The following is a 21,382-nucleotide window of genomic DNA, read 5'->3' as shown; positions in this document are numbered from 1 at the left end:
CCTCTTCTGTTTTTTGTTATTTTTCACATATATAATTCATTTTCAAAAACTCAAAACAACTACCATTCGTCTTCTGTATAAACGTTCCAACTGCTTCAAATCCTGCCCTTTTATATACTTTAATAGCTCTTTTATTAAATGTCGCTACTGATAACGTTATATAATTGCATCCGTATTTTTCTTTAATAAAAGCTAGTCCAGCATTTACGAACTGTAAACCAAATCCATTTCCAGTTATATCAGGTTTCATTCCAAGACCTATATCAACCGTTCCATTATTTATTTTACAAATAGTAAAAAAACCAACGAGAATGCCATTTTCCTTCACTGAAAATGTATGATTCCCTCTACTCTCATCATGTAAAAATCCAGCTAAATCTTCTTCATCTGCCTCTATATCGTAAAAGGAATATTCCCCTTTATAATGCCAGTTATATGCAATCTCTTCCGCCTCTTCTTGCGTCATTACTGTATATGTATAAACCATTCTTCTATCCCCCTATAAAAAAAAGCTGCAAGTAAGCAGCTCTTTTTTTACAACTCATAAATTTCTTTATACTTCGCTTCTAAATAATCTGCTAAGTAATTTGCATTTAACCCTTCGCCTGTTACATCTTCTAAAATTTCAAGTGGCTTTTTCGTTTTACCATATTGGTGAATATGTTCAGTTAGCCATTCACGAATTGGCGTTACGTTTCCTTCTTCTAATAATGCATCAAAGTTCGGAATATCTTTTAACATTCTTTGCTTAAACTGCGCTGCGTACATATAACCAAGCGCATAAGATGGGAAGTATCCAAATGAACCACCAGCCCAGTGAACATCTTGCAATACACCTTGTGCATTGTTCTCCGGACGAATTCCTAAATATGCTTCCATCTTATCATTCCAAGCCGCTGGCAAATCTTTCACTTGTAATGTACCATCAAATAATTCTTTCTCAAGCTCATAACGAACCATAACGTGAAGCGGATATGTGAGCTCATCTGCTTCTATACGAATGAACGATGGCTTCGATTCGTTAATCGCATCATAAAACTCATCTACTGATATATCATTGAATTGACCATTGCTATACTCTTTTAATAAATCATAATTTTTCTTCCAGAATGATTTATTACGACCGATAAAGTTCTCAAAGAATAACGATTGTGACTCATGAATACCCATAGATGTTCCACTACATAGCGGTGTACCTTCAAATTTTCCTGCAATATTTTGTTCATATACAGCATGACCACATTCATGAATTGTTCCAAACACAGCCATACGGAAATCCTTTTCGTCATAGCGTGTCGTAATACGAACATCCCCTCTATTTAATGTAATCTCGAATGGATGCACCGTTTCATCAAGACGACCTGCTTCAAAGTCATAATTCAACTGCTTTAATAGCTCTAATGTAAAGTTCTTTTGTTTTTCTTTTGAAAAATGTTCTGATAAAGCACTTGTCTTTAATCTCTTTTGTGACTCCGATATTTCTTTTACAAGCGGAACGATACGCTCACGAAGTTGACCAAATACGTGATCTAACACTTCTACTGTAATACCCGGCTCATACATATCTAATAATGTATTATATTTGTATGTTTCGTAACCCCAATATGTAATAAATTTCTTTTTAAATTCAACTATTTGTTCTAAATACGGACGGAACATTTCGAAATCAGATTTTTCGCGGGCTTCTTCCCACACACTTTCCGCTTTCGCTTCTAATTTCACATACGCTTCATATTCAGCTTGTGGAATTTTTTTATTTCTATCATATTCTTTACGACACTCTTCAACCATTTTCTTCGTCGTTTCAGAAAGTTTGTCTTCACTTATTAAAGCTTCAAGCTCTGTTAAATAATTTCCCATCTCATCTGAAGTCGACATAGCAAACACTTCTGATGAAAGCATACCAATTACTTCTGAACGCTGGTCCACACCTTTTTTAGGCGCACCTGTTCTTAAGTCCCAAAACATTAAGCTTAATGCTTCTCCGTAATTTTGTATCTTCTTCACATATGTTAAAAATTGTTTTTCTACTTCATATGTAGCTACTGTCATCGTATAAAAACCTCCCTTTTCTACCTCAAACTTAATTCGACATGAAAATCTAAATTCCTTTTATAATAGAAAAAAAGCTTGGCAAGCGCCAAGCTTTCTCCTTATAATTCTTTACCTTCTACCGGTAGTACGTTTTTCACCGCTTCTATCACTTTCTCATCTTCTGTATCAGATAAGAAGATTGAAATAGCACCTTTATCGTCACTCGTACGAATTAAACGACCGATGCCTTGACGAAGACGTAAAATCATATATGGTACATCTACATCCCAGAACGGATCATTAACATGTTTACGCTTCGCTTCAAACACCGGATCGTTTGGAGGGAATGGTAATGACCAAATGATAACATGTGATAATGATGAACCAGGAATGTCTAAACCTTCCCATAAATGAACGGCACAAAGTACAGTCTCTTCTTCATTTTGGAAGCGAGAAACGAGCTGACTAATTTCTTGATCCCCTTCATATAGGAACGGAACTGACATTTGTTCTTTACTTACATATTCTTTAAACGCTGCAAGCTCTTGCGTTGTACGGAATAGTACAAGTGTACGTCCATTTGTTTTTTGTATATTTTCAAGTGTATATTGACACTTTCTTTCCCATTCATTTTCTTTCGTATGCGATAGTAAGTTTACTGCCATTTGCTCCTCATAATCAAACGGTGAGGCAACTGAGAATGATAAGTAATCTTTTACCCCTAAGCTATTTGCTGTAAACGCGAATGAATCGTTATTAGATAATGTAGCAGACGAGAAGATATACGGGATTTTCTTCGAGAATACTTTCTCTTGTAACACTTCTTCAACTGCACGTGGCATAATGACTAACGTGAAGGCTCCATCACCTTCTTCGCCCCATGTAATTACATTTTTCTCGTGCATGAACAGACGAAGTGAATGTTCTAACACATCTAAATGTTCATCAACGATATTTAAATCATACGTATTTACTGTATGCATTTCACTTTCAAATACTAATGCATCACCGACTTCACCAATTTTCGCATAAAGTCGTTTTGCTTCAGCTGTTACTTTTTCTGTCACAGTAATTTCTAAACGATCCGAACCGGCAATTTCCTTTTTATTTTCTTGTAACACATCAAAGAATCGCTCTGTTTGCCAAATTGTTTCTTCTACTAAATGTGCAAACTCTTCACGAATATCATTTTGTAATAATCTCGTTAATAGTTGCTCCATCATCGTTTGCTTTAAACGGTATGTTAAAGCTTTTTGAGCTGCATATTCTACAAGATGTCCTTCATCGAATACAACGCAGCTACTTTCTGGTAATAACGGAATTTGCCCTTCACGCTTACGAGCATCGTACGTCCAAATATGATCCATATAGAAATCTTGAGAACAAATAATTAAATCTGCTGCTTTACGATAATGTTCACGAGAAAGAGTTTGTCCACAACGATGACGAGAATCACAAGTAAAGCAATCTTGGAAGTAATCCCAATTTACTTTTGACCATTCTTCGTCATTTAAAAGTGGAAATTCTTTTCTGTCACCATAGTGCGTAAAGTTTTGCATCGTACCATGATCGAATACAAACTGTGGTAACTCGTAATATACGTCTTCAATTACTTCTGGAGCTCGTCCACTCATAACATCTTCAAGTTTACGTAAGCATAAATAATTATCCATTGATTTTGCAAGCCTTACATCAACAGATAGCCCTAATGCTTCAGATAACTTAGCAATGTCCCCTTCTTCTTTCACAAGCTGCTCAATTAACGTTTCATCTGCACAAGCAATAATAGCTGGTTTCCCAGTATAACGCGCATAACAAATTGCATATAGAAGATATACAATTGTTTTCCCTGTTCCTACACCCGCTTCTGCGAACATTACTTTCTTTTCTTGGAAAGCACGCTCTAATTGAAACGCCATAAAAATTTGTTCATCACGCTCTTCAAATCCTTTTTCTGGAAGGATGTCGTAAAACACATCTCCAATCCACTCATTCAACTTATCATAAAAATTATCTTGTTTTCCTACTTCAAATGGTAATCTCTTCTCAGTAAACATCCTTAGCCTCCAACCAAAAAGTTTTTCTATAAAAAGATATAGCAACCGCTACTCATTTGTATGCAGTCACTTTCCCCTGTTACAATACATAGAAATGCACGAAAAAAAATTTTCCTTTCGAAAAAGGAAAATTTTCTTCTATATTAATGACTTTAAATACCGTTTATCAATCGCTGTTTCATGTGAAAGAGCTGACAAATATTCTTCTTGTGCTTTTTGTATTTCATCTACAATCACACCTTGGCTATCCACTTCTTTTCCGAGCTCATCATACGTACGGTGAATAGCTTTTTGAATCATTGATAATTGGAAACTATCCATATTAGTTCCTCCTTTACGCATTACATAATAGCCAGTATATGCGTGCTAGAGGAGTTTTATACTATGAATTACGCGGTGGACGTTTTCCGAAGTATTGGTAGTAATCTGTACGGATAAATCCGTTAAATAGTTTACGTTTCTTCGATGCATCTTTTCCGTAACACTTCTCAAATGCTTCGTAACTTGTTAATACATATGCTGACCATGTATCTAACGGACGGAATACTTGTCCCATTTCTTTGTACAATTGTTCAACAAGTGCTTTTTCACTTAAACGTTCTCCGTATGGAGGATTCGTTACAACGTAGCCATAATCCTCTTTTGTTGTGAAATCTTTTACTTGCATTTGTTTAAATGTAATTAAATCGCCTAAGCCTACTTCTTCTGCGTTATCTTGAGCAACTCGAATCATACGATGATCAATATCTGATCCAATGATTTGTAATCGTTGATCATAGTTCGCTAAATCTTCAGCTTCTTGACGAGCTTCACGCCAGTTTTGTTTACCTACCCAGCCCCACTCGTCAGATGCGAAACCACGGTTAAATCCTGGCGCAATGTTTTGTCCAATTAATGCTGCTTCAATCGGAATTGTACCTGATCCACAGAATGGATCAACAAATGGACGATCTGGCTTCCAGTTTGTTAATTTAATTAAAGACGCAGCTAATGTTTCTTTTAACGGAGCTTCCCCTTGATCCATACGGTATCCACGTTTATGAAGTCCAACACCACTCGCATCAATTGTTAATGTTGCAATATCCTTGAGCATTGCAATCTCGATACGGAATAATGGACCATCTTCTTCAAACCAAGTTGTACGTTTATATGTTGTTTTTAATTTTTCAACGACAGCTTTTTTAACGATACGTTGGCAATCCGAAACACTGAATAATTCAGATTTTAAAGATTTACCGATAACAGGGAATTCGCCATTCTCTGGAATATAATCTCCCCAGTTTAATGCTTTCGTTTTTTCAAATAGCTCATCAAATGTTGTTGCTTTAAATTCGCCAACTTTAATTTTTACACGGTCCGCAGTACGTAACCATAAATTCGTGCGACAAATCGCCTTTTCATCTGCTTCAAATGTTACTTTGCTGTTTTCTACTTGACATTCATAACCAAGATCGCGAACTTCTCGGGCAACTAACGCTTCAATACCCATTGCCGCTGTTGCAATTAAAGTAACTTTTCCCATTTGCATTCACCTCTTATGTATATTCAAACAATAATTAATAGCAATTGGTCCTATTAATCATTACATTTTACGAAAAATTTTCTCATTAACCATTTTAACTCATACTTTATAACTTCATACAAATAAAAAGCCCTCCTCTAACAAAGGAGAGCTGAGTTATTTCATAGTTGGTTCATAACGTTCTGTAAGCCATGTTCTGTTCCTTTGTACTACAAACGGCCCACGCCTCGTACTCCGGTGGCAATCATCTATCTACAGGTTATAAAACCTGTCCTTTCCCATCGTTCATTTCCTTGGAAAAGATTCCCCTACCATTATTTGGGTTTCTCGCTCGTGGGGTTTACCTCGTTCCACTCCTATCATTTCTTCAAGGACTTCGTCACTGTGGCACTTTAAAGGTAGTCAAACCATATCCGAAAGGACTTAGGTTTTTTCCCTGCCGTTAAACCAGCCTTACAGCCAGAATACCCTAGCTTATGAATTGGCTAGGCACGAACACTACAGCCATCTCAGGCCGTGCGAGCATGGACTTTCCTCTACAACGTTGGCGTTGCAGCGATTACCCAAACGTTATGACATCCATTAGTATAGTGGAAACAAAAAGATTTTGCAACGTTTTTTTCTATGTAAAATGCTTAAACCTTTTCCCACCTTACATCATTCGTATAACTTACTTCCAAATACAGCTTTTTCTAAGTTAGATAAGCGTTTTAAAATATCCGTATTCGTGTTGTTATAAACTGGTTGTGCAACTGGTGTTTGTACAGGTTGTTGTGGAACTTGCGTTACAGCTAGTTTTTGTTCCTCTAATTCACGCTTTAAACGAGCATTTTGTTGCTTTAATTGCTCAAACTCTTTGTGGAAAGCTTCATAGTCTTTAATGATCATATCAAGAAACTTGTCTACTTCTTCTTGCTGATAACCTCTCATACCTGTTTTAAATTCTTTTTCTAAAATATCTTTCGCTGTTAATTTAATTTTATCCGAAATCATTTTCTTCACCTCAAATTTTTACCAAAACTTTCATTAACTAAATTTTTTCAGAAACAATGCTTTTTGTCAATCATATATACGAGTACTATATTACATATTACTCTGCATTATTCCACTGTTCCTCTTCTATTATATCTTGTAAATCAGAAAAAAGAATGAAATAACTGTGATAATTTTCTATTTCCCCTTTTTTCTTTGCTGATTCTACAATATATTTGGGAGTTCCTGGTTTTTCTTCATCGTATACCGCTAAAAGCGCATCACTTTTTTCAATAAAAAATTGATTTTTTAATTTAAATTGCTCTGGGCTTTCATACTTCCGTTTCGTGATACTATCAACATGGTCTGCTTGAGAAAGAATAAATTCGTAATATTCACGATTATCTTCTTTCCAATTTTCTTCTTGTTCTAAAAACGGAGTGAATACCCCTAATTTTAAATCTGGATATTCTACTTGCATTTCAAAAACAACTTCAGCAGCCCATAATTCTACACCTAATTGGCCGCTTATTATAACCCACTCTAAACCATCTTCTACAAAAGTGAGTAATTTACGGTGTAATGCTTTCTTTATACACTCCACTCCTGGATGATCATTTTTAAATATTCCAAGTTCAAATGGCTTATATCCTGTTACTGAAATAACTTTCATATCAACACTCCAATTACAAAAAAAGAACTAGCATTTCGCTAGTTCTAACATATCATTTACTTTTTAAATATTCCACCAACGTTTGGTCCGATATTTGGACCTACTGGTGATACATTGTTTGGTAAAAACGGTGATACATTTGGTCCTGGTCCAAACGGTGATACATTCGGTCCCGGCCCAAATGGAGATATTTGATGACCGTGGTGATGATGATGATGATGACCATGACCACACGGTCCACATCCGCCGCCGAATCCTGGGTCGATTGGGTCCACAACATTTACATTTGAATTTGTTTGTGGGAAGAAGTTTTGGTTTTTAATTTGTTGATGATGTACATGTGTTGTATGTGTTGGGAAAATGTGTGGCACCACCGTTGTTGAAAAAGAGTGTGTTACGCATTGTTTCGTCGGATGAATGACAGGAGCAGTCGTACAAATAGGTCCTGTAGGCTTATGCCCTCCAAAGCAAGGATGACAATGATGCATAGTTTTTTCTCTCCTCTCTCGTTAAAAAAAATCTGATTACACTTTACAGTATGAGAAAAGAGAGAAAGCCGTTTGTTATATATACCCATTTATTACAAGGAAATTTGTCTAGTCCTTTATTTCATCTACATTGTTTTTATAGACAATCCTTCAACATTACTTACCAAAAAAGCCTCCAACTTGCTTTACAATACCTGTCACTTGATTCATCGCATTCATCATTTGTCCAGCTGTATTCATCATTTTATTTACATCATAGTTACCATCTGATGTTTTAAATTGAGAAACAAAACTAGAAAACTGACTTGGCTGTTGTTGCTTTTGCTTACCCTGCGTCGGATACGGTTGTTTTGGTGGATAAAACATCGCTTGTTGATTAGCATACGGCGATGGTGGTGGTGGCATATAATATTGCGAATTCATATAAGGCTGCTGCTGTTGTTGATTCATGTATGGTTGCTGAGCTTGTGGTTGTTGAGCTTGATTCACATAAGGTTGCTGCTGTTGTGGTTGTTGAGCTTGATTCATAAAGGACACTTCAAACGGTTGATAATAATTTTGATTTCCATAATAAGGCTCGAAAGGATACATATTATACCGTAAATATGTATCCGTATTATATTGGTACATATTTTGCTGTACATATGGATTCGTTTGCTGATATACGTTAGGTTGTTGAAACATGCATTCTCTCCTCCTTCACATAAGTTTCTACATATATAATATGTACCTATAAAATAATATGTGTGATGGAGTATCTGTCTATTTTTGTCGGAAGTTTAAATTTTTAAAAAATTAAAAAAGAAAACCCTTCCATGCTATGATAATGAAGAAGAAGATTCTCATGGGGGAGGAATCAACATGGTATTAGGGGATTTAAAACAAGCGTTTTCTCAAAAAAAGGGGTATTGCACAGAGAATGTAAATGAATTATTAGACTTTGCGAGACATTGGTATCTCGAAGGAAAAATATGCATATCAGATTATCGAACATTAATAAAAGAATTAGAAATAAACGGCGCAACAAAACCCACAACAATGACAGAAGCATAAAAATAACAAGAGGGCTCTCCCTCTTGTTATTTACATTGCTCAACTATATTTTGCAAAGTATACGAAATGGCTTGGTGTGTTTCAAAGAATCGTTTACCTTTACCTTTATTTACAAAGCATTGTAACACATTCGTTTGTAAATTATCGTATACTTGATCAATTTGCTGTACATGTATATATTTTGGCTTTTCTTCTTTAATCCACGTATAAGCTAATTCTTTCCACTTCTTTAATTCCTCATCTACCATATCTACAAACGGTTTCATATCCTTATAAAAGTCGTATTCGGTTAGTTCTCTCTTTTTTACATTCGCTTCATTATTATACTGCATGAGTTTTTCTGAAGACTGTATTAACGCTTCATTCTTCATTACTTTCCCACCTTATTATGCACTCACTACGACGTTTTGAAATGCCTTTACCCAATTCCCTTTCTCTTCGTGATGCACTAATTTATTTTCCATATGTTCAATATGCATTTCTGTTATTTCTATCTTATTGCATATTTTTTCACTCGCATCCTTTAATGCATGATTCATTCTAATCCCTATATTCATTTCCAGCAAATCGAGAGAACTTAACATTTGATCCATTTTTTTCATTACATCTTCCTTTTGAACCATCGCCATATACAAAACGCCTCCTTCTTTGCTTTTCCTTTGTCATGTATTTTCGCCGAATGATTCACCACTCCTGCCCACATGACAAAACTAGTTGTTATTCGTCAAAGAAATCATTTCGTATGTCATTTATAGAAATGGTAACAATACAAAAAGGAGGTGTATTACAATGGCAAAGAACAAAAATGAAAAAAAGAAAAACCAAAACAAACAACAAAATAAACCCGAGACTGGCAATCCAAAGCTAGATGGTCCAAACTTCCCTGCTACATAAAGCGAGACTTTATTACGAACAGTTAAATTTCAAGTCACCCTTAATCTCCTACTAGCATTACGTTTTGAGATTAAAGTTGTAGCACACATAGCAGGATTGTTTCAAATTAAGAAGTCCCGTCTTCAAAATGGAAGACGGGACTTCTTTTTTATTATATCATGAACTCATCCATCCTTTTAGCAAAACGATTTACGATAGATAGCCTATAGATTTGTTCTCTCTTTCTTCTATACCATTCTGTTATATTAACTTCCCCTTTAGGTTCTTCAAGTACAAATAGCACATTCATTTTCATATTTGCACAAAACCAATCTCTCATTTTTATTTCTTCATGTAAAATAACAGGATAAATATCTCTAAGTGTTGGCGTATAAGACTTTCGAGTTTCCTTTGCGTAAACTTCATAATCTTCTCTAGACCCAGTATGTGTAGTTTGCAATGCAAACTTATAAAACGAACCATTATAAATTGGATGAAACAATAACCATGCTAATTTTTTTCCTAGTTCTATACGCTGTTGTAACGTTTCAAATTGATAAACCGAAAATCCATACATTCTCCCTTCAATTGTTGGGAAGATAACTGCACTAATATGAAATCTTTCTTGTACTTTAAAAAGTGCAGTATGGAATACATGTTTTTTAAAATATGTGTTCTCAATGACTGGTTTTTGAATTTTATTTTGTTCATTTATAATAAGCGCTGTCATAAGCCTATTTATATCTCTTCTTTCCCAGAAAAATAGCCATTCTTTTTCCATAAAAATTGATACGCTGAAATATTGCAACAAATGAAAGAGAGGTGCACGTCTCTTCTTACTTTCCTCATACAATAATAGCTGTGGAAATGCATCTAAAAAAATAATCCAATTAGCCTGTTCGTACAGAATAAATAAATGTTTTTTTACCGTTTTAGGTAAAACAGTAGCATAATATCTCCCTTCTAAATCAGTCATATTCCAGCCCGCATTTCTCGAAACCATACTCGCTAAAAAGGCCCACCTGATTTCACTATTTCTTAAATAATATTCTTGATAAGATTGTGTTCGAGAAATATTGTCCACATTAGCTATTTCTGTTTTCTTTTTAATATTGCGAATGATTGCTCTTTCTTCCTCTGTACAAAACTTTTTTTCTCGATTTTGTTTAATTTTCATATAATCATTCCATGTAAACATAAATAAGTCATCATACCTTTCATCAAAAAGGTCACATCTTTTTTCATTTTTTGATATAATCACCTTTGTAAGTAATTCTTAGCAAGTTGGGAGTGGACACACTATGACCATTCGTTACCCAAATGGAAAAAGGTATAATCAAGCTTCACAACCTCAAAAAACACCTATAAAAACACATACTTATAGTAATAGAGGTATGTCCCTTGAAGAGGAATTGAATGAAACAAATCAATATTACTTAACCCATAATATTGCATGTGTACATAAAAAGCCTACACCTCTTCAAATTGTAAAAGTAGATTACCCCGCTCGAAGTGCTGCAGTGGTAAAAGAAGCGTATTTTAAACAACCTTCTACAACAGATTACAACGGTGTATACAAAGGGAAATACATCGATTTTGAAGCAAAGGAAACAAAAAATAAAACTAGTTTCCCACTTCAAAACTTCCACCTTCATCAAATTGAACATATGAAGCAAGTGGTTGCTCATAATGGAATTGCATTTGTTATTATTAAATTTACACTTTTTGATGAATTTTATTTACTAGATGCAAAACATATTATTGCATTTTGGAATCGTCAAAATACTGGTGGACGCAAGTCGATTACGAAAGAAGAAATAGAAGAGCATGGATCCTTATTATCATGCGGTTATCACCCTCGGATTGACTATATCCGTGTACTAGACATGGTTTATTTTTCGTGATAGAGTCATCACTAAGGCTCTTTTTTCGACTTTTGGGGGAGAGAATGAAAGGTAGGAGAAAGTATAATGTCAGATAATTATCGTTCTCGTACAGAACGAAATCATGTGAAAAATCAAGAGAAAAAAACACATAAAGAAGAAAAACCAAAGAAAAAAGGCTCCTTTTTCAAGAAATTCCTTATAGGTTGTCTACTTCTTGGTATCGTTGGTCTTGTAGCCGGCGTTTCCGCTTTCTTTGTTATGGTAAAGGACGCTCCAAAATTAGACAAATCCAAACTTGTTAATCCTTTATCAACAAAGTTTCTTGATAAAAACGGAAATTTCTTCTATGAATACGGTGCTGAAAAACGAACACATGTTACTTATGATCAAATTCCAAAAGTAGTTGAAAATGCATTCCTTGCAACTGAGGATTCGCGTTTCTATGATCATAATGGAATTGATTTTAAACGAACTACAAAAGCAGTTATGGAAAATGTCACTGGTGGTTTCGGTTCCCAAGGTGGTAGTACGATTACACAGCAAGTCGTTAAAAACTACTTTCTAACGATGGATAAAACCGCTAAGAGAAAAGTACAAGAATGGTACTTATCTTACAAATTAGAGCAACAATACTCTAAACATGAGATTTTAGAAATGTACTTAAATAAGATTAATTTAGGTAACCGTTCATACGGTATTGCGACAGCAGCGCAAAAATATTATGGTAAAGATTTAAAAGACTTGCAATTACATGAAGCTGCTATGCTCGCTGGTTTACCCCAAGGTCCAAACATTTATGATCCAACCAAAAAGGAAAATGTTGAACGAGCAACAAATCGTCGTAATGTCGTATTGTCATTAATGAATCGACATGGTTATATAACAAAAGAAGAAATGAATAATGCAGTTAAAATCCCAGTAACAGAGGGCCTTCAACCGTCTTCAGAAATAACTGAGATGAAGTATCAAGCATTTTTAGATGCAGTTGTAAAAGAAGTTGAAAAAGAATATCCTGATGTAAATATCGGTTCAGATGGTTTAACGATTCATACAACGCTTGATCAAGATGCTCAAGATTATGCTGAAAAAATTATGGATGGCAATCTTATTAAGTATCCAAACGATCAATTCCAAGGATCATTCGTATTTATGGATACACAATCTGGAGAAGTTCGAGCAATTGGTGCTGGACGTAAAGAAAATAAGTCCACTTTCAAAGGTCATAATATGGCAACTGATTTAAAACGCCAAGTTGGTTCAACAATGAAACCAATTTTCGACTACGGTCCAGCGATTGAGAATCTTCAGTGGTCTACTTATCATCAATTAAATGACTCTGAATATACTTATTCTGATGGCACAAAGATTAAAAATGCTACAGGGAGTTTTAAAGGTGACGTTTCACTTCGTGAAGCATTGAAGAAGTCATTAAACATCCCGGCTTTAAAGACAGCTCAAACAGTTGGACTTAATAAATCAAAAGAGTTTGCTGAAGGTTTAGGCATGACATTTGAAAATGGAGTACATGAATCTACTGCAATTGGTAGTAACGATAGTTCTCCCTTAGCAGTAGCAGGTGCATATGCAACCTTTGGTAATAGTGGTAACTACAATAAACCACACTTCGTAAAAGAAGTAACCTTCCCGGACGGGAAAAAGAAAAGCTTTAAACCGAAAGAACAACGTGCTATGCAAGACTATACAGCTTACATGGTAACTGACGTTCTTCGTGACGTAGTAAAACCTGGTTCTGGTGGTACAGGACCAACAGCATATGTTTCAGGTGTTGACGTAGCGGGTAAAACTGGAACGCAAAACTTTGATGCAAAAGATTTAAAGAAATACGGCATTCCAGCTGATGCAAACAGAGATAGCTGGTTCGCTGGATATACACCACAATATACGATGGCTGTATGGACGGGTTACGTAAAGAACGGTCCAGAAAACTACATTAGTGATCGTTATACTAAAATTGCACAGCAAATGTTCCAAGTAATGATGAGCAAATTCGCTACAGATAAATCACGCTTTGAACGTCCTTCTTCTGTTCAAGAAATAAACGGAGAATTATATGTAAAAGGTGCGAAAAAAGATGCAATTAAACAAATTAAAGTAGATGCCCCTAGTGGTCTGAATGTCACTTTTGATGGCGCTAGCACAGTTACACTAAACTGGTCTGGACCAGCAGAAGTTGATGCATATGCAGCCAGCTATAAAGCAACTGACGGTTCAAGTGGCAGCCTATCAGTAAGTGGTACGACAGCTACTCTTGGTGGTATTAAACCAGGTGTTACTTATAGCTTCTCTGTAGTAGCGAAAAAAGGCACTGGCACAAGCCCAGCAGTTGGTGCATCCTTCACTGCGCCTGGCGGAACTCCAGATGCGAAAAAAGCTGAAGAAGAGGCTAAGAAAAAGGCCGATGAAGAAGCTAAGAAAAAAGCTGATGAAGAAGCCCAGAAAAAGGCTAATGAAGATAAAGTAAAACAAGACGAAGCTAAGAAAAAGGCTGAAGAAGAGGCTAAAAAACAACAAGAACAGCAACAAGAACAACAACGTAAACAGCAAGAAGAAGCTCAGAAGAAAGCAGATGAGGAAGCTAGAAGGAAAGCTGAAGAAGAAGCTAAGAAACAAGCTGAAGAAGAAGCTAAGAAGAAAGCTGAAGAAGAGGCCAAGAAAAAAGCTGAAGAAGAAGCTAAGAAACAACAAGAACAGCAACACCAAAATACCGGAGGAGATACACCTCACGCAGACGGTGCTGTTGTTACAACAGAGTCCTAATATACAAAAAAAGAAGTCCGTTTCTCTTAACGAGAAGCGGACTTCTTTTTTGTTATCATTTTCTTTACATACAGCTTTTCTATTTCGATATACAACTGCGCTAATTGAATATAAGAATGATAATTACTCGGTTTCTTTATAATGAATGAATATCTTTCCATAAAATTAACAGGTTGTACTTTTAATTTATTCGTATTTATTTGCATTTCATTCAAACTATGAACAGGTTGTTCATTTAGCCAATAGACAACCGATAACAAGTGAGCTGCAAAAAGAATCATTGGTCCCTCAGCCTCTTGCTTATTTCTATTTCGAAACAGTATAGCAATGTCTTCATGCTTATTTTTCCATACATTCAACATCGCTGGAATACTGTTTTCAATTTCCTTCCATGGCTCATACTGTCTTTCAATATCAAATATAAAGTAAGTATTTTGTATTATCTCTTCAAAAGAATTGTCTGTATGATACTTAATTAAATTTACACTTTCTTCAAAAAATGGTAAACAGTGAAATTCTTTCGGTATTTCTATAACTCGCTCCATCCTTTATTTCACCTTCATTCGCTTCTTTCCTTCACGACATACTTCTAACAGTCTGCACTCCTCACATTGCGGTCGTTGTGCTTTACAGTGATAACGTCCAAAGAAAATCATACGATGATGTGTAACTCCCCACTCATCCATCGGTACTTTTTTCATTAATGTTTTTTCTACTTCTAACACAGAGTCTTTCCATCTACACATAGCTAATCGTTTACTCACTCGCTCCACATGTGTATCAACAGCAATTGCCGGAATTCCAAACGCTACGGAAACTACAACATTCGCTGTTTTCCTTCCTACACCTGGTAATTTCGTAAGTTCATCTCGATCGCTCGGTACTTCTCCATTATAGTCATCTAATAACATTCGGCATAATTTTTGAATGTTTTTTGCTTTATTTCTATACAATCCGATAGAGCGTATATCTTGTTGTAATTCTTCTAGAGAAACACTTAAATAATCTTCTGGTGTTTTATATTTTTGAAATAAATTTCTTGTCACTTTATTTACAAGTACATCCGTACATTGTGCAGATAACGCCACCGCGATTACAAGTTCAAATGGATTATCATGAACCAATTCACAATGTGCTTCTGGATACATATCCGCCATTGTGTCTAAACAATAACGGATTTGCGTTTTGTTAAGCATATTTTTCCTCCTATATTACTGCTCCAACCAATTATAAAAAGGCACTTTTCCAGTAAATTTCGTCTCTTGTTTTGTCATTTGTTGTGTTCTTTGTTGATTCGCTCTAAATTTTTGACCTTGATTTTGAGCCTGATCTACCGTTTTAATTCCATTCTTTTTCCACTCAAATAAAATACGATCAATATATCGGAAATTTAGTTTTCCACTCATTACAGCTTCTCTAAGAGCCGCTTGAATTAAATTTGGATGATGTTGATCTTGGTCCTCCCACATTCCTAACGTTTCACATTCGAACGGCGAAAGTGGTCTTCCAAATTCTTTTTCAAATACTGTATATAAATTTACTTGCAGCTGTTTTTTTTCTTTTTGCTCTTCCTCTATTGATTCATCCATTAAGAAATGTAATATTTTTTCCCATAACGGTTGTAAAGAATAACTTTCGCACATCATCGCTTCTGATCTTTGTCCACCTTCTAGTGATAAAAACCCTTTTTGAATCAATACTTGAATTACTTCCATACATTTCATTTCCGTTATCGTCATCCGTTCAGAAATCTCTGAAGGAGTCGGAAACGAATTACCTGATTCTAAAAATGTGTGTACATGAAGTACCACCATAAATTCCGTCTCATTTAAACCTAATTTTTTATAATGCATCATAAGCAATTTTGGAATTGCAATGCTTCCCTGCTCAAACCACTGTAACATTATTTTCTTTTTCATCACCAAACACCTCGCTCTCTAGTATAACACACCTTTAGCTATTTCTTTTTGCCACAATTCGTCAAAAAAACCTCCCCATTAATAGGGAGGTTTTTTATATTACATGAATGAAATATAAAATTAAGCTTGCACTTTACTTTTCATAAATGTATGGATGCGCTCTAATGCTTTCTCTACTTGTTCAAGAGATGTCGCATATGATAAACGAACATTATTTGGAGCCCCAAATCCTGTACCGGGTACAAGAGCCACTTTTTCCTCTTCTAATAGAGCTTTTGCCCACTCATCAACTGTTGCATATCCTGATAAAGCTACAGCTTCTTTTACGTTAGGGAATAAGTAAAATGCACCTTGCGGTTTAATACAAGTAAAGCCAGGGATTTGAATTAATTTATCATAAATGATGTTTAATCTCTCTTCAAAGGCTTGACGCATTGTTTCTACAGGTTCTTGTGAGCCTGCATATGCCGCAATTGCGCCGTATTGAGCGATTGAAGTAGGGTTTGACGTACTATGACTCGCTAAGTTCGTCATCGCTTTAATAAGCTGCTTATTCCCTGCTGCATATCCAATACGCCATCCTGTCATAGAATGAGATTTAGATACACCATTAATAATAAGTGTTTGTTCTTTTAATGCATTAGAAAGCTGGGCAATTGAAGTATATTCTACGCCACCATAAATTAATTTTTCATAAATTTCATCAGAAACGATTAAAATATCATGTTCTAAACACACTTCTCCAAGCTGTTGTAATTCTTCTTTGCTATAAATCATTCCTGTTGGATTGCTCGGTGAATTAATAATAACCGCTTTCGTTTTCTCTGTAATTGCCTCACGCAGCTGCTTTGCTGTAATTTTGTACTCATTGTCTTCTAAACCTTCTACATAAACCGGCTTACCGCCAGCAAGCTTCACTTGCTCTGGATAGCTTACCCAGTAAGGAGTTGGGATGATAACTTCATCTCCCTCATCAAGTAATACTTGGAATAATGTATATAATGCATGCTTTGCACCATTACATACAATAATTTCAGATGGATCATACGCAATACCTTGATCGCGAGTAAACTTTTTCACAATTTCTTGTTTTAACGATTGTAATCCACCTGTTGGTGTATACTTCGTATGCCCTTCTAACATCGCTTTATGTGCAGCATCCATAATATGCTCTGGTGTATTAAAGTCAGGTTCCCCTGCCCCTAATGCAATTACATCATGACCCTCTGCTTTTAATGCTTGTGCCTTTGCTGTAATTTCTAAAGTTGAAGACGGTGTTAAAGCAGCTACTCGCTTTGCTAATTTCATTTGTAGTTCCCCCTACATCTATTTTTCAATGCTATATCGTCTTAAAAATTTTCCATCTTTAAATTCAAGATAGTAATAGCTATAACGATTGTCATCATCAATATATGTAACTTCCCATAGTGGTACATCATTTTCAAAGCCTAATTTCACTTTCATAATCTCTTTCGGCTTACTTTTTGATTCCTTACTTTCATTGCCGACTTGCTCTATTGTTCTTTGTATAGCCTCTTTTTCAGAAATACCTTCGCTCTTTTTCCTTACTACAGTATCCCCTTTTTTCTCAGGCACCCAAACGATAAGTTGTTCTCCCTTTTCATCTGTACCTTGCACGACTATATATGCAGATTTTCCATTGTAATAATCAACAGATTTGACCTTTGTAAGCTTTGCTTTTTCTTTAGCAATTTCTACAAATTTCGACTCTTTGGGAATTTTCTTTCCCATCGCTTTATTATAAACATACGCCCCATATATTCCGCTAGCAACGATAACAATAATGATTGCAAAGATCCACTTTTTCATTGTATCACTACGTTCTGTAAATCGTAAATACAGCTGTTTCTTTATCTTTTTCGTCTAATGCTAGTCCGAACATGAGGTCCTGCTCTTTTAACGTACGATTCAAACTATCAACAATTTTATACAAATCAGACGAATATTTAATACGTGTCGTTGATAGTACTTCGATTTTCTTCTCCATGAAAAAACTCCTCCGTTACACAAAAATTTCTAATTATAGAAGAACGCAATGCGGTTACAATAAGAGTACATTCTTTACAACCCCTGCTTCATCACCCATCTATTATAGCAGGACATGTACAGCAAAAAAAGGTTTCAAGTCGAAAACCAACACATTTTGTATACAAGAAGTAAGAAAAATAAAATTCCTCCTACCCACATTTTTTACGCCCGAAGTTTATAAATACTTCAGGCGTATTTTTCTTCCATTTTTATTCATTTGGTGGTTCTTCTAATTGTACTAATAATTCTTCTAATGGTCCTTCATAAAGAGGTACGTTAGGAATCGATTGTAGAAATCGTTTTCCATAAGAAGAACTCGTCAAACGACGATCTAACACTACTACCGTTCCTGTGTCTGTATTCGTTCGAATTAAACGGCCAAATCCTTGTTTGAAACGTAATATTGCTTGTGGGAGCGCTAATTTAGCGAATACATCTTCACCTTGATTTTTTAGCCACTCACCTTTCGCTTCCATCATCGGCTGATGAGGAGGTGTAAATGGTAGACGGACTATAACAAGACAACTTAAGGCATCTCCTGGAATATCTATTCCTTCCCAGAAACTGCTCGTCCCTAATAAAATTGATTTGTCGAACTCTTGAAACTTTCGAATTAAACGGCTTCTACTTCTATTATTCACACTTTGTGTGAGTAATAAATAACCCTCTAATTCATCATTATTTTTTAAATTCGCATACGCTTCTTTTAACATTTCATACGAAGTGAATAAAACGAGCATTCTGCCTTTTGTGGTTTTCGCTATCTTTGCAATATGTTCCGATACAGATTCAATATATCGTTCATTACTTACTTGCTTAATAAAAGGTACATCCGTTGAAACCATTAATTTCATCTGTTCATCATAACGAAATGGTGACGGAACCTTTAAAGTATTTGGAGCGAAATCATGTAAACCAAGTTCCTCTTTTATATAATCAAACGTATCGTTAATTGTTAGTGTTGCAGATGTAAAAATAACACTCTTTTTTTCTGTTAAAAATTCATCCGCAAATCTTTCACCAATATGAACAGGCTGTGCATATAGAACTGTTGAATGAATCGTCCCTTTCGTTTCAGTCTCCATCCAAGTTACATACGAATTCTTTTCTAATATGAGTAATTGTAATGATTCTGCCATCTTTCTCAGCAACTCAATTAAATGCATAAATTCACCTGTTACAACATGCATCTCCCATTCTAACTTACTTTGCAATATATTCACTTGCTTCTCAAGAGCAGTTACTACCCTTCTTAATTCATATATAAAACGATTTGTTAATTCGACAATACTATCCCACAACTTACCTTTTTCTAGTTCTGGGTTATACCTATAGATGAGCGGCATATTATTCGTTCCTTGTTCTTGCTTTGTTTGTTTAAATATAAAAGTACGTAACATTTGGAAGAGTTCATCCGCATCAAACTTAAGTTCCTTCAAACTATAACTTATCATACGGAAAGTTGAACGAGATGCTTGCTCTGATTTTTTCATCATTTTATATACTTTGGAGAGTACATCTTCTGTTTCTAGCGTCCCAAGACGAGATATAACCAATTGAAAATACATACAAGAGAACTGTTCACCCAATGTTCTACTCGCAGCTTCTTCAATATGGTGAGCTTCATCAAAAATAATATGTTCGCATGAAGCAAACAACGGTTCTTCACTTGAAAAATCTTGAAATAATAACGCATGATTTGTAATAACGATATCTGCAAATAAAGCTTTATTCTTCGCTCGCTGGTAAAAACAACGACTATACCAATTACTTTGCATACCGCCTGGACTATACGCATCGCTACAAATCCGATTCCAAAGTAACTTTCCACCCTCAGGAATATTTAATTCGTCTCGATCACCTGTTTCAGTTTGCAATAGCCAAACTAAAATCTTCGCTTTCGTAAGTGCCATATCATAATTTTTTTCTTCCTCTTGCAAAGCATACTCAAATTTATGTAAGCATAAATAATGCTTTCTTCCTTTTAGAAGAGCTACCTCAAATGAAAATGGCATTATTTTTTGTAATAACGGAATTTCTTTTTCTAATATTTGTTGTTGGAGTTGTACCGTTTGTGTACTTATAATGACAGGTTCTTCATTTCTCTTTGCAAAATAAAGACTAGGAAGCAAATAAGCAAGAGTCTTTCCTGTTCCTGTACCGGCTTCAATTAGTGAAAAACGAGAATCTCTTAACGCCGTATATATCTCTTTCATCATCAATTGTTGACTTTCTCTTCTTTCAAACTTTGGCATATGTGATTCCAATTTATCCATCGTTTTATTCAAGAAAGCATCAAACTTTGATGAACACGTTTCTCCAAGGTTTAAGGAATAGTTCCGCTTTTTCAGCGCAATATTTCGATGTATTTCATACTCCGCTATATCTTCTTTACCGTGCATTACTTTCTTTAAAATATTTTCAGAAAGCACATCAGCTATATCACTTTGGAACACATCGCTTAATTCATAAAGCGATTGCAACGTGACAAGTGGTAACTTTTCAATTTCATTTAAAAATTGTAAAAATAATTCCGCTGTTGCAAGAGCATCACTATCCGCACGATGTGGTTGATCGTGCTCTAGTTCATGCTTCTTAGCTAAATCACGTAATTTATAACTATCGGCTGTCGGCAAAAGAATTTGAGCCAATTCAACCGTGTCGATTTTCGGACAATGTATTTCTGTATATCCAGCTTGCCTTAATTCTTCATTTAAAAAATTCCAATCAAAGTGAACATTATGCGCAACGAAAGCCGCACCTTGTAATAGCTCAACAATCATCGGGGCTACATCTTGAAATAACGGGGCTTGTTTTACAAGACTTTCATCAATCCCTGTTAATTCTGTAATAAATGGTGGGATCTCTCTCTTTGGATTAACAAAAGACGAAAAAATCTCCAATATCTCTCCATCTTCTACTACAACAGCTGCAATTTGGGTAATTTTATCCTTCCCATCTTTCCAGGAGTTCCCTGTCGTCTCTAAATCAACAACGACATAACGCTTACTCATATATGTAACACCTCAATTTCTTACCTTTCAAACAACAATAATTTATATAATGTTACTATACCAC

General features: G+C 35.3%; 23 protein-coding genes and 1 other RNA gene. 4 read left to right on the top strand and 20 right to left on the bottom strand.

Annotated elements, in window-relative coordinates:
• Positions 1-16 precede the first annotated feature (16 nt).
• The 10 genes from ACTFRH_RS04260 to ACTFRH_RS04215 form a co-directional block, all read right to left on the bottom strand.
• A complete protein-coding gene (locus ACTFRH_RS04260; protein ID WP_000263213.1) occupies positions 17-487 on the bottom strand; it encodes a GNAT family N-acetyltransferase in 471 nt (156 codons plus the stop codon).
• Positions 488-534: 47 nt separating this feature from the next.
• On the bottom strand, positions 535-2,052 hold the full coding sequence (gene ypwA, locus ACTFRH_RS04255) for a carboxypeptidase (RefSeq protein WP_000215094.1): 1,518 nt from the start codon (positions 2,050-2,052) through the stop codon (positions 535-537).
• Positions 2,053-2,153: 101 nt separating this feature from the next.
• The gene (locus ACTFRH_RS04250; protein ID WP_000493698.1) at positions 2,154-4,091 is read right to left on the bottom strand and encodes an ATP-dependent DNA helicase; all 1,938 of its coding nucleotides are present in this window, start codon (positions 4,089-4,091) and stop codon (positions 2,154-2,156) included.
• Positions 4,092-4,229: 138 nt separating this feature from the next.
• Complete coding sequence (locus ACTFRH_RS04245; RefSeq protein ID WP_000376898.1) at positions 4,230-4,412, bottom strand: DUF3921 domain-containing protein; 183 nt, start codon at positions 4,410-4,412, stop codon at positions 4,230-4,232.
• Positions 4,413-4,473: 61 nt separating this feature from the next.
• Positions 4,474-5,613 carry a THUMP domain-containing class I SAM-dependent RNA methyltransferase gene (locus ACTFRH_RS04240; protein WP_000521224.1) on the bottom strand — a complete coding sequence of 380 codons (1,140 nt, stop codon included), beginning with the start codon at positions 5,611-5,613 and terminating at the stop codon, positions 4,474-4,476.
• Between the two features lie 180 nt (positions 5,614-5,793).
• An RNA gene (gene rnpB / locus ACTFRH_RS04235) (RNase P RNA component class B) lies at positions 5,794-6,184 on the bottom strand.
• An 86-nt stretch (positions 6,185-6,270) separates the two neighbouring features.
• Positions 6,271-6,606 carry a cell division regulator GpsB gene (gene gpsB / locus ACTFRH_RS04230; protein WP_000622431.1) on the bottom strand — a complete coding sequence of 112 codons (336 nt, stop codon included), beginning with the start codon at positions 6,604-6,606 and terminating at the stop codon, positions 6,271-6,273.
• A 97-nt stretch (positions 6,607-6,703) separates the two neighbouring features.
• A complete protein-coding gene (locus tag ACTFRH_RS04225; protein ID WP_000864833.1) occupies positions 6,704-7,258 on the bottom strand; it encodes a DUF1273 domain-containing protein in 555 nt (184 codons plus the stop codon).
• A 56-nt stretch (positions 7,259-7,314) separates the two neighbouring features.
• A complete protein-coding gene (locus tag ACTFRH_RS04220; protein WP_000546272.1) occupies positions 7,315-7,746 on the bottom strand; it encodes a CotD family spore coat protein in 432 nt (143 codons plus the stop codon).
• A gap of 156 nt (positions 7,747-7,902) precedes the next feature.
• The gene (locus ACTFRH_RS04215; protein ID WP_000487630.1) at positions 7,903-8,430 is read right to left on the bottom strand and encodes a YppG family protein; all 528 of its coding nucleotides are present in this window, start codon (positions 8,428-8,430) and stop codon (positions 7,903-7,905) included.
• 177 nt (positions 8,431-8,607) lie between these two features.
• On the opposite strand from ACTFRH_RS04215, the gene ACTFRH_RS04210 reads away from it, so the two are divergent.
• Complete coding sequence (locus ACTFRH_RS04210; protein WP_000242653.1) at positions 8,608-8,799, top strand: YppF family protein; 192 nt, start codon at positions 8,608-8,610, stop codon at positions 8,797-8,799.
• A 26-nt stretch (positions 8,800-8,825) separates the two neighbouring features.
• Here ACTFRH_RS04210 and ACTFRH_RS04205 read toward each other — a convergent pair whose 3' ends face one another.
• Together ACTFRH_RS04205 and ACTFRH_RS04200 are read right to left on the bottom strand one after the other, a co-directional pair.
• Positions 8,826-9,170: a YppE family protein gene (locus ACTFRH_RS04205; protein ID WP_000786940.1), complete on the bottom strand. Its 345-nt coding sequence runs from the start codon at positions 9,168-9,170 to the stop codon at positions 8,826-8,828.
• Positions 9,171-9,185: 15 nt separating this feature from the next.
• Entirely contained in the window at positions 9,186-9,428 is a 243-nt protein-coding gene (locus ACTFRH_RS04200; RefSeq protein WP_001252035.1) for a hypothetical protein, read from the bottom strand.
• Positions 9,429-9,513: 85 nt separating this feature from the next.
• On the opposite strand from ACTFRH_RS04200, the gene ACTFRH_RS04195 reads away from it, so the two are divergent.
• Positions 9,514-9,693 carry a hypothetical protein gene (locus tag ACTFRH_RS04195; protein ID WP_001987054.1) on the top strand — a complete coding sequence of 60 codons (180 nt, stop codon included), beginning with the start codon at positions 9,514-9,516 and terminating at the stop codon, positions 9,691-9,693.
• A 151-nt stretch (positions 9,694-9,844) separates the two neighbouring features.
• On the opposite strand, the gene ACTFRH_RS04190 is transcribed toward ACTFRH_RS04195, so the two are convergent.
• Positions 9,845-10,870, bottom strand: coding sequence for a DUF2515 domain-containing protein (locus tag ACTFRH_RS04190; RefSeq protein WP_000495647.1), 1,026 nt, complete (start codon positions 10,868-10,870; stop codon positions 9,845-9,847).
• 103 nt (positions 10,871-10,973) lie between these two features.
• Between ACTFRH_RS04190 and recU the strand changes: the two genes are divergently transcribed.
• Positions 10,974-11,576 carry a Holliday junction resolvase RecU gene (gene recU, locus ACTFRH_RS04185; RefSeq protein WP_000155598.1) on the top strand — a complete coding sequence of 201 codons (603 nt, stop codon included), beginning with the start codon at positions 10,974-10,976 and terminating at the stop codon, positions 11,574-11,576.
• A 66-nt stretch (positions 11,577-11,642) separates the two neighbouring features.
• Complete coding sequence (locus ACTFRH_RS04180) at positions 11,643-14,336, top strand: PBP1A family penicillin-binding protein (protein WP_046945512.1); 2,694 nt, start codon at positions 11,643-11,645, stop codon at positions 14,334-14,336.
• A 26-nt stretch (positions 14,337-14,362) separates the two neighbouring features.
• On the opposite strand, the gene ACTFRH_RS04175 is transcribed toward ACTFRH_RS04180, so the two are convergent.
• The 7 genes from ACTFRH_RS04175 to dinG all read right to left on the bottom strand — a co-directional run bounded on the left by ACTFRH_RS04175 (position 14,363) and on the right by dinG (position 21,318).
• Positions 14,363-14,881 carry a YpoC family protein gene (locus tag ACTFRH_RS04175; protein ID WP_000442648.1) on the bottom strand — a complete coding sequence of 173 codons (519 nt, stop codon included), beginning with the start codon at positions 14,879-14,881 and terminating at the stop codon, positions 14,363-14,365.
• A gap of 3 nt (positions 14,882-14,884) precedes the next feature.
• Entirely contained in the window at positions 14,885-15,532 is a 648-nt protein-coding gene (gene nth, locus ACTFRH_RS04170) for an endonuclease III (protein ID WP_000933037.1), read from the bottom strand.
• Positions 15,533-15,547: 15 nt separating this feature from the next.
• A complete protein-coding gene (gene dnaD / locus ACTFRH_RS04165) occupies positions 15,548-16,255 on the bottom strand; it encodes a DNA replication protein DnaD (protein ID WP_000727172.1) in 708 nt (235 codons plus the stop codon).
• Between the two features lie 120 nt (positions 16,256-16,375).
• Complete coding sequence (aspB, locus tag ACTFRH_RS04160) at positions 16,376-17,563, bottom strand: aspartate transaminase AspB (protein WP_000761561.1); 1,188 nt, start codon at positions 17,561-17,563, stop codon at positions 16,376-16,378.
• A gap of 18 nt (positions 17,564-17,581) precedes the next feature.
• Positions 17,582-18,085, bottom strand: coding sequence for a cell wall elongation regulator TseB-like domain-containing protein (locus ACTFRH_RS04155; protein ID WP_000758739.1), 504 nt, complete (start codon positions 18,083-18,085; stop codon positions 17,582-17,584).
• 7 nt (positions 18,086-18,092) lie between these two features.
• Entirely contained in the window at positions 18,093-18,263 is a 171-nt protein-coding gene (locus ACTFRH_RS04150; RefSeq protein WP_000412179.1) for a YpmA family protein, read from the bottom strand.
• 250 nt (positions 18,264-18,513) lie between these two features.
• Positions 18,514-21,318: an ATP-dependent DNA helicase DinG gene (gene dinG / locus ACTFRH_RS04145; RefSeq protein ID WP_000044963.1), complete on the bottom strand. Its 2,805-nt coding sequence runs from the start codon at positions 21,316-21,318 to the stop codon at positions 18,514-18,516.
• Positions 21,319-21,382: the final 64 nt, after the last annotated feature.

It is taken from the genome of Bacillus cereus group sp. MYBK216-1 (assembly GCF_051916495.1).
Lineage (GTDB): Bacteria > Bacillota > Bacilli > Bacillales > Bacillaceae_G > Bacillus_A > Bacillus_A thuringiensis_K.
The sequence above is the reverse complement of the archived record's forward strand: the minus strand, read 5'-3'. Positions and strand labels throughout refer to the sequence as shown.